Origin of the sequence: Nostoc sp. FACHB-892 (assembly GCF_014698795.1) — a bacterium.
Lineage (GTDB): Bacteria > Cyanobacteriota > Cyanobacteriia > Cyanobacteriales > Nostocaceae > Nostoc.
The window spans coordinates 1-16,004 of record NZ_JACJTR010000055.1 but is presented as its reverse complement, the minus strand read 5'-3'; the positions used below and the strand labels follow the sequence as shown (position 1 = coordinate 16,004).

Sequence of the window (16,004 nt, the reverse complement as noted above, 5' to 3'; positions counted from 1 at the left end):
CCCGTTTACCTCGCCAAGTTCAAAAATTTTGATGTGGATAAATCGCACAACATGGTCGCAGTGCCGAGCTTACCGTAAAGGCGGTTTTTCTCAACAATTAACTCGATAGTGCGATCGCTTGAGTCTTTTGTGTAAACAGCATCGCGGTAAAGCATGATTAACTGGTCACAAACCTCAAAGATTTCGCCAGAGTTGCGAAGTAAATGACGGTTCGGGCGTTTATCAGCCGTAGTTTGATTGCCCCGATTGATTTGACAACCCAAGAAAACAGGGATTTTGTGAGACTTGGCAATGTCCCGAATCTGACGGGTAATCTTGCCGACTTCAAAGGCCATGTTCCCGCCGGACTCTACTGGAATCTGCTGCAAGTAATCAATAAACACAGCACCAATAGAACCACCAAATTCGGCAATAGCACGACGCACAGCAGAAGCAATCATTGTGGTTGTAGGGGAGGAATGCTCATAGACTTTCCAAGGCAGTTCCACCATCTGTCCTATGCCTTGTGCTATTTGCTCCCAATAGCATTGCGTATTGGTTTGAATCATAGAAGCATCTACGCCTGTGATTCGGGCTAGCATTCGGGCATTGAGTTGATTCTTGTCCATTTCTGGAGTAACGTACAGAACTGGCTTTCCAAGTTTGGTCATGATTTCGTAAGCGTAAGAAATCATGAAGTGAGTTTTGCCCATGTGGGACTCAGCTGCTACTATAACCAAGCTGCTTGGATAAATTCCCCCGGTGATATTTTCGACATCATACCAACCAACTTTGTCGCCTGCCATATTCCCCATCTCCAGCTTTTGAAAAAGTTCAATGCCCATGTCTTGTGCTGAGAAAACCTTGCAACGTTCATCGCTTTGATTTTGGGTAACGCCAAAAACTTTCGCCTCAGCTTCCCCAAGGACAAGTGGTAGTTCAGTTTGCGTCTCGTAACCGAGTTGGACAATTTCATTGCCCACTTTGATTAGCTGCCGTCGTCGGTATTTCTCCATCACCAAATCAGCCAAAGCATCGATGTTGACGGCTGATACAGTGCGGTCTACCAGAGTCGCTAACTTGTTTCTGCCACCAACGCGATTGAGCAGATTGTGGTCAGCCAACCAAGCGGTGACGCTTAGTAAATCTGTGGGTTGAAACAAAGCGTGAAGCGTTGTGGCAGCTTGATAAATGTATGAGTGGGCACTGATGTAAAAGGCTTCAACGCTCAAGCGATCGCTGACTCTGGTTATTGCTTCTGGGTCGAGCATAATCCCGCCCAAAATCGCTTCTTCAGCTTCGATATTTTGTGGAGGTAAGTTGTCAAGTGACCTGTCAGGATGGAAAGAAACCACGTTGTCTTGATTAGGGTGCATAATTATCTCCAATTCGCAATTCGCAATTCGCAATTAAAAAACTTAGATTTAGCAAGGTTTTTAGGTTTTGCATTTGTTTCATTCTTTTAGCGAATTGCTATAAAGTTGAGTTTCGTTTTCTTTCATAATTAAAATTTGTGCCTTGTATCCCGAATGATTAAATTGCTTTCACAATTGCGAATTGCGAATTGCGAATTGCGAATTGCTAGATTAGGCTCTTAGTGCTAATTTTAACTGCGCTTCAACTTCTCGTAAATTCGTGGAAGATGGTCTGGTGTTGCTCGGAACTTTTGGAGCGTTGGCTGCGGCTTGAAGTTTTGCTTTTAGCTCCAGCATTTGTGGGCTATGTTGATACTCATTGGATGGAACTCGCTTTGATTGCTCAAGAGTACGGCGCATTTGGTCTTGTGCCAACGCATCTTCAAGCGTGGTGCTAGTGGCGTTGTTTGCTTTGTGAGCCAAAGCAGTGTGCTGTTGAGGTAGGGGCTGTTTTTTTATTTGCAATGCTTGGTTATAGCGCTGCATCAGGTTCGTCCACCCACCCTTGGTTTTCTCCCAGGTGTTCATGACTGCGATCGCATGATCTATTTCCTGTCGTGCGGAGCGTTTCGATTTAGTGGCTAATTCTTGTGCCAGGAAGTCCACGACTATCGGGTTGAAGTTCTGGTAGAGGTTATTTAGCTTTCGCTCTCCATTGCGCCAAGGTAAAACCCAGCGATTCCACTTGATTGAGTCTCTAACAAGCAGGGGCACACAATCATCACTCATCGCAGTCGGGTCTGTTAGCCAGGCATCGATCAGTTCTTTCACGTTCCGGGCTGTCTTGTAGGGACAGGTTAGTTGCAGCTTATTCGATTGTTCGGATTTGTCGAACGACTCCCCCGCAATAGTTGATCCTCTTGAGGGGTTATCGGTTTGTTGCAAAGACTCGGAATTTTTTGACAAGGAAGTGGGTTGTTGTGGGGTTGGTTCTTCGAGTTCAATTCCTTCCGTTGTTAAATCAAGTTCTTCTTTTTCACACACACACTCTTGGGTGGGGGGCGCGGGTGGCGAAGCCAGGGGCGCATTGTGTGTAATCTCTGAAGTAATCTTTGAAGTAATCTCTGTATCTATTAGATCATTTTCACCTTTTCGGCAATTGGAATTTAACCTTTTCGGCAATTCTATTTTCACTTTTTCGGCAATTCCATTTTCACCTTTTCGGAAATTCACCTTTTCGTCAGAACCAGAAGCTACTTGTGTTTTGATATGTTCAGGAGCTAATGATGGAGTTTGAACTACAAGATTTAGTAGTTCAAGAAAATTCTCCCAGTCGATTCGGATATGTTTAGTTGGACTGTTACCAAATTTGTAAAGCGCAGTCACAATTAGATTTTTGGACTCTAACAGTTTGATGCCTGTATCGAATTGTTTGGGTGTGACTCTGCACTCTTTCCACCAATCCTCACGCTTTTTAGCTAACCATTTGGAACCATCGCGCTCGATTTTGAGCCGGGGCTGTCCTTCATGATCCGGTAAATGCCAGTAGATGATCTGACTAAGTAAAATTCCGGCGATTAAGTCGCCACCAGCCACGTCCACGTAACAGCGTTTGACCTCAATTGTGTCTCTTGAACGGGCTTCCCAGGCTAGAAAGCTATCTTGATCAGTTAGCCAATTCATCTTTCCAGACCTCCAAAAATCAAGTTATCTGCTAGACTCATAGTTATAATGTCCATTCCTCAAAATTTATTAATCCATCTTCTCCCCGTACACTCCTTGCGGGGTTTTTGCTTTAGTCATTTATAGGTAGAGGAAATTGCCTGATTCTGAGATGTTCAGGAAACTCTTCAATGTCTCCCCCTTTCTTGTTACGAGTTTTAAATTGCTGTCCCCCAAATCTCGCATTCGCCCCCAACTGTTTGACGAATACTCTAGTTTTCGATTGTTGGCATTGTTGGACAATTGATTCGAGCCATTCGATGTGGCATGGTCTGGAATTGGGGCCAGATTCACCACCAACAACAATCCATTGGATATCTTCATTTACTAATTCCCATTCGTAAGAATCACTGATTAATTTTTGAATTGCTCCTCCTTGCCTCAAATCAATTTCTTCAAGCAGTGGCTCACAAGATAAAAACCGAAGAGAACAGGGAATTTGCAAGAGAATTGGAATGCGTTCGTTCGCCATCTGTTGATTCTCAGTGGAAGCTCCTAACCACACATTTGGTAGGGGGAATGGTTGATCAATAAAATATTGTTGGAGATTAATTAATCCTCTAAATTTCTCACTAACAGCGTCCCAGAAATTTTCCTTGGCTGCTTCATACCACTTGACCCATAGTGATTGTTGACTAAAGTACTCATTCATTCTTTCTGGTCGCTTAGTCAAGATTTGAAAAGTATGCTGAGGTGAAAGAGCAGCAACAGCCATTACTTGATGAATCCATTCATCAGGGACATTGGCGTGAAACAAATCAGCCATTGAGCATACAAAAATTCTCTTCGGCTTTTTCCAATACAATGGTTTAATAAGTTGAGATTTGACAAATTCAACTGTGCCATCCCAAATACTAACAACTTGATACTGGGGGAATTGTTGAAGCCGTGGGGATGCGGCTGCTGTAGCTGCATAACATTTTTGGCAACCTGGCGAAATTCGAGAGCATCCCACAATCGGATTAATTGTTTCATCTGCCCATTCAATGTTTGTTGACATAATTAAAAAAATTCTTGTAGTAGGTACTAATCTCACCAAAGTGCGATTTCATTCACAATGGATATTGCCGACTCTTTACTAATTGCCTTATCTGGTGTCTTATAAAAGCCAACAATTTGATTGGCTGGACGGATAATAATTCGTTGCTCTGTAGTGCGCTTATCCCAAACAAAGCATGAGATGGTGATATTATCTGTCGCCCAGCGTTTACCTTTCTTGTCCTTGCGAAAACAAAAACGAGGCAGAATCAGTACAAGTGACGGCGGGTGCTGCTGTAAGAAATCAGCCCGGTCATCACAGGGTTCGAGAAAGCTGGTCAGAAGGAATGCGGCTACACCGATACGCGCTTTTTGGTAGGCATTTTTGATAATTAGTGCAGCAAATTCCGAGTATGGTGGATTAGTGCAGATCCAATCGCACTCTGGCAAAGAATCCCATGACTTGGATAATGTTGCATCCAGATGGTAATCAGCCGCTTTATGTGGATCAATATTGTTTGTCCACATTTGCTTGGTGTAAGGCCACACCGATAGCAATGATGCGATCGCCCCATGTCCAACACATGGCTCACCAATGACACCAGACAATCTCACATGGCGTAGTAATTCCGTAGTAAACCATGAAGGAGACTCGTAAAAGTTCAATGGATGCTTACTAACAGCTTCTACTGTAGATTTAGGAGAGTATGGTTGTGGTGTCAGTAGTTGTGCAACAGTCATAAACTCTCTCCCGTTTGTTTGACAACAAGAGCGCTGATTGATTCAAAATCTACTTGGTAAATATTCAAATCTGCTTGCATTTCTCCATTGTTATAGCGGTCTGTTATATGCTGTTTAATTGCTGAGTTTGATAACCCATCGGGAATATCAATGTGAGCTGATGATGTGATTTTTTCAACTAATGTAACGATGACTTTCATATCCGTTATCCTGAAAGTAAGGAGTATTTTTGTGTGGCGATTGTTACTTATTGAGCGGCAATCGCTTTTTATTTTGATTGTTAGAAACCTTGAAGTTACAACACTTTATTGAGATGTGTATTATTTGCTAGAGCAGTCATCTTTGTAACGGATCATGTCAGAAGTTTGGTAGTTGCTTGACTACGTGAAAGAGAAGCTTTTAATGTTATTGGTGATATTTGATGCTTTAGCAAAACTTCCATCTTTAAATTAGCGAACGTTTCTGTGGTGGAAGCGTTCGCTTTCTATTTGGCCAGCGCTGGTTCTTTTTTGCTAGTGAAAGCCCCCGCCTGCCTTAACGCTGCTCCAGGGCTGGGATGAGCGAAGAATTCTTCTACAGCTTTGGTCAACCCAGCCGCAACAGTCGGCTCGTGGCAAGCGTAGACATAGATGGGCTGTTGCACACCGTTAACCAATCGCGTTTCTTGGCGATCGCCTAATTGTGGGTAAAATGTTCTCACCCATGTACCTAAGTGTCCCCGGTAGTGAGCGCCGCTCAGGGGAACTTTCTTTCCAAGTTCGCTTTCTGCAAAGTTGACCACGCCAAGCCACTTTTCTTGTGTGCTGGTTAGGGACTGTCTGTTGTAGTCAGCTATCAGATTGGCGGCGAAGTCTTTGCAATTTTGTTCCATGTATGGGTTGAGTCTGCCACCTGTGAGTTCGGCTAAAGTCTTCATTGCTTTAACAAAAGTATCTAGCCGTTGCTCAACTGGAGGGAGGGCTGGTGCAGGGGGCTGGACTGGTGGTGTGATATTTGGTACAGCTACAATCAAATCTAAAATGATGGTTCTGACTTGCGCTGCTATCTCAGACTCAGTTAGTAGCATTGCAATGCGGAGTGTCCCCAAAGGTGAAAATACTCTAGCTTGTGCTGTTCGAGATGCTAGCTCCAGTTTGGAGCGAACATCAGCTAAGTCCTTTCCAGTAAGTTTTCTGGTTTCATTAGCCCGAAATTCTTTGCTGTTTCTCTCGTATATATGCTTAATCCCCTGTATAGAACATTAAAAGTACTGAGCTAACTGTTCAACAGTTGCCCAGCCCTCGCCATTCCAAACAGCAAACACAATAGCTCTAGCTTTGTTCAATACTTGTTGAGAGCGAGAATCATCCAACCCATCTAATGCAGATGTCCTCAAAGATGGAGACTCGATTAAAGCGCTTTGGTTTAAAGATAAACTCATGCTGATTCCTTGACTAATATGTTTTTCAGCAAGTAATAGAGTTGAGGTTTGGGTGTGTTTGAAGAAGAACGCCCAAAAAATACCTAAAAGTGAGCAGCAATTTTCACTGCTGCCCACATGAGGCTTTACACTGTGACTAATTCTTGAACTTGCGATCGCACTTCATGGTTGAAAAGCTGCTGTAATTCCTCAGTAGTCAGTTGCTCTAAGGGTCGGGATTGCAAGTATTTGTGAACTGGTTCAGCCAGTGACGTATCCACTATCGACAATGAGCGCACAGCATCAAGCACCGAGTTAGAATACTGCTGCTGAACTGAATAACGCCTCTTCACCCACCAGTTCCCGTTAGTGCATCCGACTTGCCCCAGTTTCACGCCCTTGTTGTTGTAAATGCCATCATCGAGAACTTCAAACCCATAATTCTGGCACTCGTTGAAGATATGCGCCATGATTTGGTTTTCGGTCGTAGAAGAGGACAAGGAGCAGGGTGCGGGGTGCAGGGGGGAAATTTCTTCTCCCTTGCTCCCTGCTCCCTGCCCCGTTGCTTCTTCCTGCACAGGTAATGAACCATCTTTGTAGTGAGTGCAGATGAAGCGATCGCAACGCATTAGGGTGTTGGCACGAAATACTTCTTTACTGTTGACCATTACTACCCAGCGTTGCGTTAAGTGGTTGTCGTCATGGCTGATGCTGGCTATCAGTTCATCACCAGCGTAATATTCATGATGGTCAAACGAGATTTCGACTATTGTGAGGGGTTCAGGAGCTACGACTTGGGCTTGGTGTGCGATGTAGTCGTCGAGTTCGGCTTGAGCGAGGGCTTGGTTGTCAACTTTCTGAAGCTTGGTGGATTGGTGGGCGATGATTGCGTTTACCCAGGTTTCAGCCCCTCTTTTGTCCCCGGTGGGTGTAACGCCGAGTTCGGTGGCAATTCTTTTGAGGCGGGGGAGGGTGTAGCGGCAGAGGGCTTGCTGTGTGTATTTGGGATATGTCATGATATAGATTCCTGTAAAGGTTCAAAAGGCGATCGCTTCCAATTTGCGAGAGAGGGGTGATCGCCTTTTGCTAACTATTAATATAGCAAGGTCGCTATATTAATGTCAAGCTTGCATATTAATTACTTTCCTTGCTATATTAAAATGAATCACTTTAAGTAAAAAGCAAGCTAGCTATAAAAGCATTAGTGGAGGAAACTATGAGAGTAAGGACAAGAATAAAAGACTCTCAAAAAATGATTCGTTGGCGGCTTAGGATATTAATGGCAGAAAAAAAAATCAGCAACAAGGAGCTTGCTGAACTTTCGGGTATTCACCCAACCTCTATCTCAAAACTAAAAAATGCCGATGAGATTGAACAGATCAGTGGGAGAGTTTTAAACAGTTTATGCAACGGTTTGACGAAGGCATATCAAGCTACAGGTGATAACCGCGTCATTACACCGGGAGATTTGTTTGACTATACTTTTGATCATGATGGTGATCCTACGACTGCTAAAATTCAGTCAACAGCAGTAGAAAAAGCCGAGAATGAGCAATTACCTAGTTCTGGTAAATCAGCTAAAACTAATACTCAGGTAGTATGGTTAACGTCTAATAAGGAGGCATCATAAGTATTTTTCCCCCTGAGCATACTTGAGCTAGAAGAAGTGGATAAATGGACACCCCACTCCGTAAGCGTAAAAAGACCACCTCTGCCAGATCACTCGATCCAGGATTGCTCAACTCAGACATCGCCCCTTCAGAAAATCCAGCTTCAGCAATCATTGATGTTCCTGCTGTTGAAGTTCCAGAATTAACCGAGCAGGAGATTCGCGATCGCCTAAATTTAGAGCGAAAGGTGGAACGGGCGTTTTTTGAGGCGGGGAAAGCGCTGACGGAATTGAGGAACAGACGGCTTTATCGCTCTACGCATAAAACATTTGAAGATTATTGCCGTGATCGCTTTGGGCATAGCCGTCGCCAGTCTTATCTTTTAATGGATGCGGCTGTTGTTTTTGATAATTTGCTTGAGAAATGTGATCCAATGGATCACATTTTGCCAACAAGCGAACGCCAAGTTCGACCCATAACCAAGCTTGAACCCCAGGAACAGCAAGAAGTGTGGCTAAGAGCAGTAGAACTTGCTGGCGGGAAAGTGCCCACTGGTAGAATCGTCAAAGATGTTGTGCAACGCATCATAGAGAGAACCCAAGTACCCAATACGTACCAAATCAGTGAAGTCTGCCAAATCCTTGCAAAAGACAACTCCGAACTCAGGGGTAAAGGTGGCTGCTGGGGCATCGTAAGCCAAGTGAATGATTTTAGCTGCACTGTGAAAATGTGGGATAGCGAGTACACGGTTGCTTTGCAGCACCTTAAATCTTACAATTACCTGCCTGCCGAGTGTGAGCAGATGCGGGTGATTTGCGATCGCATTAATCAGGTGTATTCCGATTCGCTGGAGGAGACAGTCAAAAGTCTGTTGCAGTCGTTAGGTAAGCTGAATCGACCTTATTTAACGGCTGTAGAAGAGAAATTGTTGAATCTTCTGGAGTCTGAATACGAGATAAAATAACTCCTGAACAATTTTGGCAAATTGGCATCTAATGTCTTTAGGTTGCAGTTTCAATGGATATATCACCATAACGGGACAGTCAAGAAGTTGTACGAGGGATGTGGCAAAACTTTCCGCAACTGATGTCCCGTGCTATGCCAGTTGTCAAACGAGTGCTGTAGAAACGCTCTACATAATTGATACAGCGCTCAACAGAGTTCAGTTCCCACTCTATAACTGGCTAGAAATGAACAAAACCAAATAGGATTTCAGAAAATGAAAAATCTAGATAGCTGGATTACTGTATAGTTTGAGGTGTACCAGATTATCCTCTCAAGAGTTGCTCTATGATCACTCTGCCTGGTATTGCTATCCAAAACAAAATATACGAAAGTTCCAATTCTCTAGTGTACCGGGGCATCAGAGATGATGGAGTAGTGCTCATCGTAAAAATGCTCAAGCTTGATTATCCTTCTCCACAAGAACTAACCCGCTACAGACAGGAATATAAAATTACCCGTTCCCTAAAATTGGAAGGAGTTGTCAAAGCATACAGCCAGCAGGACTATCAACGCACTCTGGTGATTATCTTAGAAGATTTTGGGGGAGAGTCCCTAGAGCAATGGATGCACAAGCGCCCAGATATATTCTGCCCGATGCCTTTATCCACTTTTCTAGATGTGGCGATCGCAGTTTGCGATATTCTGGGCAGAATCCATGCGGCCAATGTAATTCATAAAGATATCAACCCTGGAAACATAGTCTTTAATCTGGATACTGGCGTTGTCAAAATTATTGATTTTGGGATTGCGACCCAATTTAACCGCACCAATCCGAGGTTCAAAAGTCCCCATGTGTTAGAAGGCACGCTTGCCTATCTGTCGCCAGAACAAACCGGGCGGATGAACCGGATGCTCGACTATCGCACCGATTTCTACTCGCTAGGCGTGACCTTCTACGAACTACTCACTGGACAACTACCATTTCCCACCACAGACGTGCTGGAGCTAGTCCATTGTCATATAGCTAAACAGACTGTTCCGCCTCATGAAATAAATACAACGATTCCCAAGCCAGTTTCAGATATCATTCTCAAACTGATGGCGAAAAATGCTGAAAATCGCTATCAAAGTGCCTGGGGAATCAAAGCGGATTTAGAAATCTGTGTTCAACAATTAGAAGAAATCGGTCAAATCTCTAGCATTCAACTTGGGCTTCAAGACGCTTCGGGTCAGTTTCAAATTCCCCAAAAACTGTATGGACGGGACAAGGAAGTTGCAATGTTACTGGCGGCGTTTGATCGTGTAGCGTGTCCGTTGGCGCAGCCTCCCGCAGGGAAGGACAATCGCATAGCGTGTCCAGAGTCAAATTGCGTCGCGGCTTTACCAAACAATTCAGAAACGACTTTACAAAGGGAACAAACGGGCAATCCAAAATTCCAAGTCGAAATGATGTTGGTATCTGGCTATGCTGGCATTGGGAAGTCTGCGTTAGTGCAGGAAATCTATAAACCAATTACCCAAAAGCGCGGTTATTTTATCTCTGGTAAATTCGATCAATTTCAGCGCAATATTCCCTACAGTGCGATCGCAGATGCTCTGCAAAAATTAGTGCAGCAATTGCTCAGTGAACCAGACGAACAAGTGCAACAGTGGCGATCGCTCATACTTACAGCTTTGGGAAACAACGCACAAATCATCATTGATGTCATTCCGGAAGTTGAGTTAATTATTGGCAAGCAGCCACCCGTAGCGGAAGTTGGTGCAACTCAAGCTCAAAATCGCTTTAATCTAATTTTTCAGAAGTTTGTACGGGTGTTTTGTTCAAAGTCACACCCGCTTGTTATCTTTTTAGATGATTTGCAGTGGATAGACTCAGCAACACTGAAGTTAATCGAGCTGATGCTGCTTGATGAGCAAACCCAATATCTATTTTTGATTGGAGCCTACCGAGACTCGGAAGTGCATCCAACGCATCCACTAGTATTAACGCTCTTAGAACTACGAAACCAAGGGGCAGTACTTCAGGAGATTACCTTAGCACCCTTAACGCTTGAACCCTTGAGTCAACTGATTGCCGAGACGCTAGGTCGCAATATTGACACCGTTCGTTCTTTAGCCCAATTAGTGTTACGTAAAACCGAAGGCAACCCTTTCTTTGTAGGTGAATTTTTGCGAATGCTGTATAGCGAAAATCTGTTAATCTTTAATGCGAAACAGTTAAGCTGGCAGTGGGATATTGCTCAAATTCAAGCCCAAAATATTACCGATAATGTGGTGGAGTTGCTACTGATCCAGTTGAAGAAATTGCCAAATGAAACACGGCGAATTCTTTGTTTAGCCGCTTGTGTTGGAGCTGAATTTGATTTAGAAACGTTAGCGATCGTTTGCGAAAAATCACCGAAAGCAATTTTTCAAGATTTATTAGAAGCAATACAAGCGGGATTAATTCAACCTTTGTCTGACTTGGACGAAGACTTGTTGGTTCAAGAGTATACGTTTTCACACGATCGCGTTCAGCAAGCGGCTTATGCTTTGATTGATGAATCGCAGAAACAGGTTGTTCATCTCCAAATCGGTGGCAATTTGCTCGAAAAAACTTCACTCCAGCAACGATCCGAGCGGTTGTTTGAAATTATCGATCATCTCAATCAAGGACTTGAGCTAGTCACTGCTCGATCAGAACGAACTGAAATTGCCAGATTGAATTTAATGGCAGGTCAGAAAGCAGAGGCAGCAACGGCTTATGAAGCAGCTTTTAAGTATTTCACTACAGGGCTTAAACTCCTCAATTCAGAGAGTTGGCTCAGTGAGTATGACCTCACCTTAGCGCTGTACTCACAAGCAGTAGAAGCGGCGTATCTCCAGGGTCGCTTTGATGAGATGGAACAATTCGTAGAAGTGGTACTTGATCGCGCTAAGACAGTGGTTGACAAAGTGCAGGTTTACGATAGCAGAATTCAAAGATATTTGTCACAGGGCAACCTGAAAGAAGCACTTAAAATTGGATTGGAAGTGTTAAAGCTCTTGGAAGTAAACTTACTAGAAACTCCAAGTCAGTTAGATGTTCAAAAAGAATTGGAGTCAACGGCTGCACTATTAACTGGACGAGAAATCGAAGACTTAATTAATTTACCAAAGATGACCGCACCAGAACCGCTGGCAGCAATGTATATCCTGGCGAATATCATGGGTGTTGCATATACGGTGTCATCAGAACTGATGATGCTGATTGCTTGCAAAATGGTGAATTTATCAATCAACTACGGCAATGCTACTTGGTCACCACCGAGTTATGCTGCCTACGGATTTGTTTTATGTGGAGTTGTTCAAGACATTGAACTCGGCTATAAATTTGGTCAATTGGCTCTAAGCTTGGTAGAACGATTGGATACCAAAAAAGGCAAGGCTAAAGCATTACAGATATTTAGTGAAAATGTCATGCAGTGGAAGGTACATCTTAGGAAAGTAATACCATTTCTGGTTGATACTTATCAAAACGGAGTGGAAACCGGAGACTTTGAATTCGCTGGCTATGCTTTATATAATGCATGTTGTCGCTCGTTTTTTGTTGGTGAGGAACTCACCCAATTGGAACAAAAAACGGCAACCTACAGCAAAGCGAGCGGACAAATCAGACGAGAAAATCCCTCGACTTGGATTGCAATAGTGTGGCAGACCATTCTTAATTTGTTAGATAGGTCTCTTAATCCCAGTCGCTTAGTTGGTCGGGTGTGTAATGAAGAGCAGGCATTACCACACGCCCTTGCAGTTAAAGATGGAATTGCAATTCAAATGCTATATCTGCACAAAGTTATACTGTGTTATCTATTTGAAGAATATTATCAAGCTGTACAGACTGCTATTTTGGCAAGGAAACATTTTGAAGAAGTGACAGCAATAAAGTTTTTACCTGTATTCTGTTTCTACCATTCTCTAGCGCTTTTGAGCCTATTGCTCGATGCTTCAAACTCCCAAAAAGTAGCTTGGCTAAACTGTGTTAACACCAACCAAGAAAAGATGCAGAAATGGGCAGAATATGCTCCAATGAATTATCTACATAAATTTCATCTAGTCGAGGCAGAAAAAGCGCGAGTCTTAGGGCAATTTTTTGAGGCTGAGGAGTTTTATGAACGAGCGATCGCAGGTGCTGCTGAAAATGAGTATATCCAGGAAGAAGCATTAGCTTATGAATTAGCGGCTAAACACTATCTAGCGCGAGGTCGGTCAAAAATTGCTCAAACTTATATGAAAGAGGCGCACTATTGCTACGATCGCTGGGGCGCAACCGCTAAAGTCAAAGACTTAGAAACTCGCTATCCACAGTTCTTTTCTCAGTCGTCTAGAGCCGCTTCCACATCAATTCCTATTACTGCTGAAACTATCACTAATCCCTTCCATGCCGCTTTCGATTTAGCAGCAGTGATGAAAGCTTCACAGGCGATTTCTCGTGAAATTGAACTGAAGCAATTGCTGCGATCAGTGATGCAAACTTTAATTGAGAATGCTGGCGCACAAACCGGATATCTGATTTTAGAAAACTCAGGAGAATGGTCGATTGAGGCGGCTTGTGAACTCAATACCGATGAGAATGCTTGTGCGACTCAGGTGTTACAGTCTATTCCAATTGCCGATCAATTGCCAGAATCAATCATTCAATATGTGATTCGGACTCTGGAGCCTGTCACCTTAAATGATGCGACTCATGAAGGTGCTTTTATTAATGAGCCATACATTCAACAGAACCAGCCTCAATCTATTTTCTGTTTGCCGCTGCTGAATCAAGCCAAGCTAGTTGGTGTATTGTATTTAGAAAATCGGTTAGCAGCTGGAGTATTTACACCAGAGCGAGCGCAGGTCTTGCAGCTATTATCGACTCAAGCAGCGATTGCCATCGAAAATGCCAACCTTTACTCAGAACTGCGGGCTAAGGAAAGCAAGATCGCCCAGTTCCTTGAAGCGATTCCGGTGGGAATTGCGATCGTGGATGCGACGGGTTGCCCTTACTATGCCAACCAATGCGGCACTCAACTCCTGGGTAAAGAAACTGATACTTCCATAGCACCGGAGCAGCTCTCAGAGGCTTATCAGCTTTATGTAGCGGGAACGGATCAAATCTATCCAGCGGAGAGCTTGCCTAATGTGCGGGCATTAAGGGGCGAACACATTAGGACTGAAGATATAGAAATTCGTCGAGATCATGTGACAATTCTACTTGAGGCACGGGGAACACCAGTTTTTGATCAACAGGGCAATATCACTCATGCGATCGCTACCTTTGAGGACATTACAGAGCGCAAACAAGCCGAGAAACTCCTAGCCGACTACAACTGCACTTTAGAGCAACAGGTTGCAGAACGAACTGCTGCGTTACGACAAAGTGAAGCGAATTATCGCAACCTGCTACAAACCGCGAATTCAGTCATCATTTGCTATGACACGCAAGGACGAATTCGATACATCAACGATTATGGGGTGAAATTCTTGGGCTATGAAGAACATCAGATTGTAGGGCGAACCTTATTTGAAACCATCATTCCAGACATCGAAACCTCTGGGCGGGATGTCAAACCCTTTGTCCACGATTTACTTCGTAATCCTCAATCGTACCCGCAAGGCGAGAGTGAAAACCTGTGTCGAGACGGACGGCGAGTTTGGATGGCCTGGTCGAATCAAGCCATCTTCAATGACCAGGGAGAGGTCGTTGAAATCTTATCGGTTGGCAATGACACCACTCAGCGCAGGCAAGCAGAAGAGGCATTACAACGCAGTGAAGCCAAGTTCCGAGCAATCTTTGAAAACTCGCAAGTCGGCATCTACCGAACCCGCCTCTCGGATGGATTAATTCTCAATGCCAATCAACGCTATGCCAATCTGCTTGGCTTTGATTCACCAGAAGAAATCATTGGGCTGGAACACACCATCGACTATTTTGTAAATCCCAGCGATCGCCAAAAAGCCATTGAGGCGATGAAGCGGGATGGGGAAGTGCGAAACTTTGAAACTCAGATGCGAAAACGAGATGGGACATTGTTCTGGGGACTTTCCTCTGCTTATCTGAATGCAGACGATGGCTACCTTGAAGGGGTGACTGCGGATATTAGCGATCGCAAACAGGCAGAAGCAGCATTGCGAGCCTCTGAAGCAGAACTGCGAGCGCTCTTTTCAGCCATTCCCGATCCGCTGTGTGTCTACAGTGCTGAAGGGCAATTGCTCGGCTCAATCAAAGGAAATCCATCCTATGGAGAGTTGAATGAGGAGGAGTATATTGGTAAAACACTGCATCAACTCTATGCCAAAGAACAAGCTGATGAATACCTGAGTTACATTCAGCAGGTGCTGAGAACCCAACAAGTACTCACAGTTGAATGCAGCAAGTGGATAGCTGGACGAGAAATCTGGTTTTCGGCTCGTATTGCACCAATCGACCACGATCAGGTGATTTGGTTGGCGCGAGATATTACGCTGCAAAAGCGAGCAGAAGCAACTTCGATTTTGGAAGAACGCAACCGCATGGCGCGTGAAATTCACGACACACTCGCTCAGGCGTTTACAGGCATTTTGGCTCAGGTAGGAGCCGCAAAACAGGTGCTAACGGATGATTTAGAAGCAACTGGGGCACACCTAGACCTAATCAAAGAATTGGCGCGAACTGGACTGGTTGAAGCGCGGCGATCGGTCGTCGCACTTCGTCCTCAGCTTTTGGAGTCGGGCAGTTTACAGAGCGCTCTGCACCGTCTCGTCGCTCAAATCAGAACTGCCGCAATGGATACCACTCTACATTATGAGATCGAGGGTGCAGTGTATTCTCTACCGACTGAAGTCGAGAATAACCTACTACGGATGGGGCAGGAAGCATTGACTAATGCGATTAGACACGCCAATGCTGACGAAATTCGAGTGGAGCTAGTATACGATCGCGACCAGGTTTGCTTGTGCGTGAGAGACAATGGACAGGGCTTTGGAGTTGGGAGTATTCCAGCCTCTGAGGGTTTTGGCTTACTCGGTATGAGCGAACGGGCAGAGCGCATCGGCGCACAACTCACGATTCGGAGTCAACCTGGAGAAGGAACAGAGATGATTGTTACCGTCGATCGGGAGGCATCACAATGAGCCAAGCCATTCGGGTTCTGATTGCAGACGATCATGCTATTTTTCGGCAAGGATTAGCCACGATTATTAACCGTGACCCAGATATGCAGGTGATTGCCCAAGCCGAAAATGGGAAACAAGCGATCGCTCTATTTAGGGAACACCAACCAGATGTAACGCTAATGG

General features: G+C 44.4%; 12 protein-coding genes. 4 read left to right on the top strand and 8 right to left on the bottom strand.

Annotated features, from left to right (window positions below; translation table 11 throughout):
- Window positions 1-5: 5 nt before the first annotated feature.
- The 8 genes from H6G96_RS35030 to H6G96_RS34995 all read right to left on the bottom strand — a co-directional run bounded on the left by H6G96_RS35030 (window position 6) and on the right by H6G96_RS34995 (window position 7,190).
- Window positions 6-1,355 (bottom strand): DnaB-like helicase C-terminal domain-containing protein, encoded by a 1,350-nt coding sequence (locus H6G96_RS35030; RefSeq protein ID WP_190918365.1) that lies wholly within the window; start codon window positions 1,353-1,355, stop codon window positions 6-8.
- Between the two features lie 210 nt (window positions 1,356-1,565).
- Window positions 1,566-3,017 (bottom strand): hypothetical protein, encoded by a 1,452-nt coding sequence (locus H6G96_RS41875; protein ID WP_242063532.1) that lies wholly within the window; start codon window positions 3,015-3,017, stop codon window positions 1,566-1,568.
- A gap of 112 nt (window positions 3,018-3,129) precedes the next feature.
- Window positions 3,130-4,056: a phage Gp37/Gp68 family protein gene (locus H6G96_RS35020; protein ID WP_190918362.1), complete on the bottom strand. Its 927-nt coding sequence runs from the start codon at window positions 4,054-4,056 to the stop codon at window positions 3,130-3,132.
- A gap of 32 nt (window positions 4,057-4,088) precedes the next feature.
- Window positions 4,089-4,775, bottom strand: a complete 687-nt coding sequence (locus H6G96_RS35015; RefSeq protein ID WP_190918360.1) for a hypothetical protein — start codon at window positions 4,773-4,775, stop codon at window positions 4,089-4,091.
- Window positions 4,772-4,975, bottom strand: a complete 204-nt coding sequence (locus tag H6G96_RS35010) for a hypothetical protein (RefSeq protein ID WP_190918358.1) — start codon at window positions 4,973-4,975, stop codon at window positions 4,772-4,774. The genes H6G96_RS35015 and H6G96_RS35010 overlap by 4 nt, the downstream gene beginning before the upstream one ends.
- A gap of 284 nt (window positions 4,976-5,259) precedes the next feature.
- Window positions 5,260-5,841: a hypothetical protein gene (locus H6G96_RS35005; protein WP_190918397.1), complete on the bottom strand. Its 582-nt coding sequence runs from the start codon at window positions 5,839-5,841 to the stop codon at window positions 5,260-5,262.
- Between the two features lie 174 nt (window positions 5,842-6,015).
- The gene (locus H6G96_RS35000; RefSeq protein WP_190918355.1) at window positions 6,016-6,195 is read right to left on the bottom strand and encodes a hypothetical protein; all 180 of its coding nucleotides are present in this window, start codon (window positions 6,193-6,195) and stop codon (window positions 6,016-6,018) included.
- A gap of 125 nt (window positions 6,196-6,320) precedes the next feature.
- A complete protein-coding gene (locus H6G96_RS34995; RefSeq protein ID WP_190918353.1) occupies window positions 6,321-7,190 on the bottom strand; it encodes a hypothetical protein in 870 nt (289 codons plus the stop codon).
- Between the two features lie 236 nt (window positions 7,191-7,426).
- On the opposite strand from H6G96_RS34995, the gene H6G96_RS34990 reads away from it, so the two are divergent.
- From H6G96_RS34990 to H6G96_RS34975, 4 genes are all read left to right on the top strand, one after another.
- The gene (locus tag H6G96_RS34990; protein WP_190918351.1) at window positions 7,427-7,804 is read left to right on the top strand and encodes a helix-turn-helix transcriptional regulator; all 378 of its coding nucleotides are present in this window, start codon (window positions 7,427-7,429) and stop codon (window positions 7,802-7,804) included.
- A 44-nt stretch (window positions 7,805-7,848) separates the two neighbouring features.
- Window positions 7,849-8,748, top strand: a complete 900-nt coding sequence (locus H6G96_RS34985; RefSeq protein ID WP_190918348.1) for a hypothetical protein — start codon at window positions 7,849-7,851, stop codon at window positions 8,746-8,748.
- Between the two features lie 326 nt (window positions 8,749-9,074).
- Window positions 9,075-15,839, top strand: coding sequence for a PAS domain S-box protein (locus tag H6G96_RS34980; RefSeq protein ID WP_190918345.1), 6,765 nt, complete (start codon window positions 9,075-9,077; stop codon window positions 15,837-15,839).
- Window positions 15,836-16,004: response regulator transcription factor (locus tag H6G96_RS34975; RefSeq protein ID WP_190918343.1), on the top strand; the 169-nt coding region annotated here is incomplete at its 3' end. The genes H6G96_RS34980 and H6G96_RS34975, both read left to right, overlap by 4 nt.

What these genes read in the sequence shown, in the direction of transcription:
- H6G96_RS34990 (WP_190918351.1), top strand. Translation starts at nt 7,427, where the DNA reads ATGATTCGTTGGCGGCTTAGGATATTAATGGCAGAAAAAAAAATCAGC.
- H6G96_RS35005 (WP_190918397.1), bottom strand. Translation starts at nt 5,841, where the DNA reads ATGCTACTAACTGAGTCTGAGATAGCAGCGCAAGTCAGAACCATCATT.
- H6G96_RS34980 (WP_190918345.1), top strand. Translation starts at nt 9,075, where the DNA reads ATGATCACTCTGCCTGGTATTGCTATCCAAAACAAAATATACGAAAGT.
- H6G96_RS35000 (WP_190918355.1), bottom strand. Translation starts at nt 6,195, where the DNA reads ATGAGTTTATCTTTAAACCAAAGCGCTTTAATCGAGTCTCCATCTTTG.
- H6G96_RS41875 (WP_242063532.1), bottom strand. Translation starts at nt 3,017, where the DNA reads ATGAATTGGCTAACTGATCAAGATAGCTTTCTAGCCTGGGAAGCCCGT.
- H6G96_RS34995 (WP_190918353.1), bottom strand. Translation starts at nt 7,190, where the DNA reads ATGACATATCCCAAATACACACAGCAAGCCCTCTGCCGCTACACCCTC.
- H6G96_RS35020 (WP_190918362.1), bottom strand. Translation starts at nt 4,056, where the DNA reads ATGTCAACAAACATTGAATGGGCAGATGAAACAATTAATCCGATTGTG.
- H6G96_RS35010 (WP_190918358.1), bottom strand. Translation starts at nt 4,975, where the DNA reads ATGAAAGTCATCGTTACATTAGTTGAAAAAATCACATCATCAGCTCAC.
- H6G96_RS35030 (WP_190918365.1), bottom strand. Translation starts at nt 1,355, where the DNA reads ATGCACCCTAATCAAGACAACGTGGTTTCTTTCCATCCTGACAGGTCA.
- H6G96_RS34985 (WP_190918348.1), top strand. Translation starts at nt 7,849, where the DNA reads ATGGACACCCCACTCCGTAAGCGTAAAAAGACCACCTCTGCCAGATCA.
- H6G96_RS35015 (WP_190918360.1), bottom strand. Translation starts at nt 4,775, where the DNA reads ATGACTGTTGCACAACTACTGACACCACAACCATACTCTCCTAAATCT.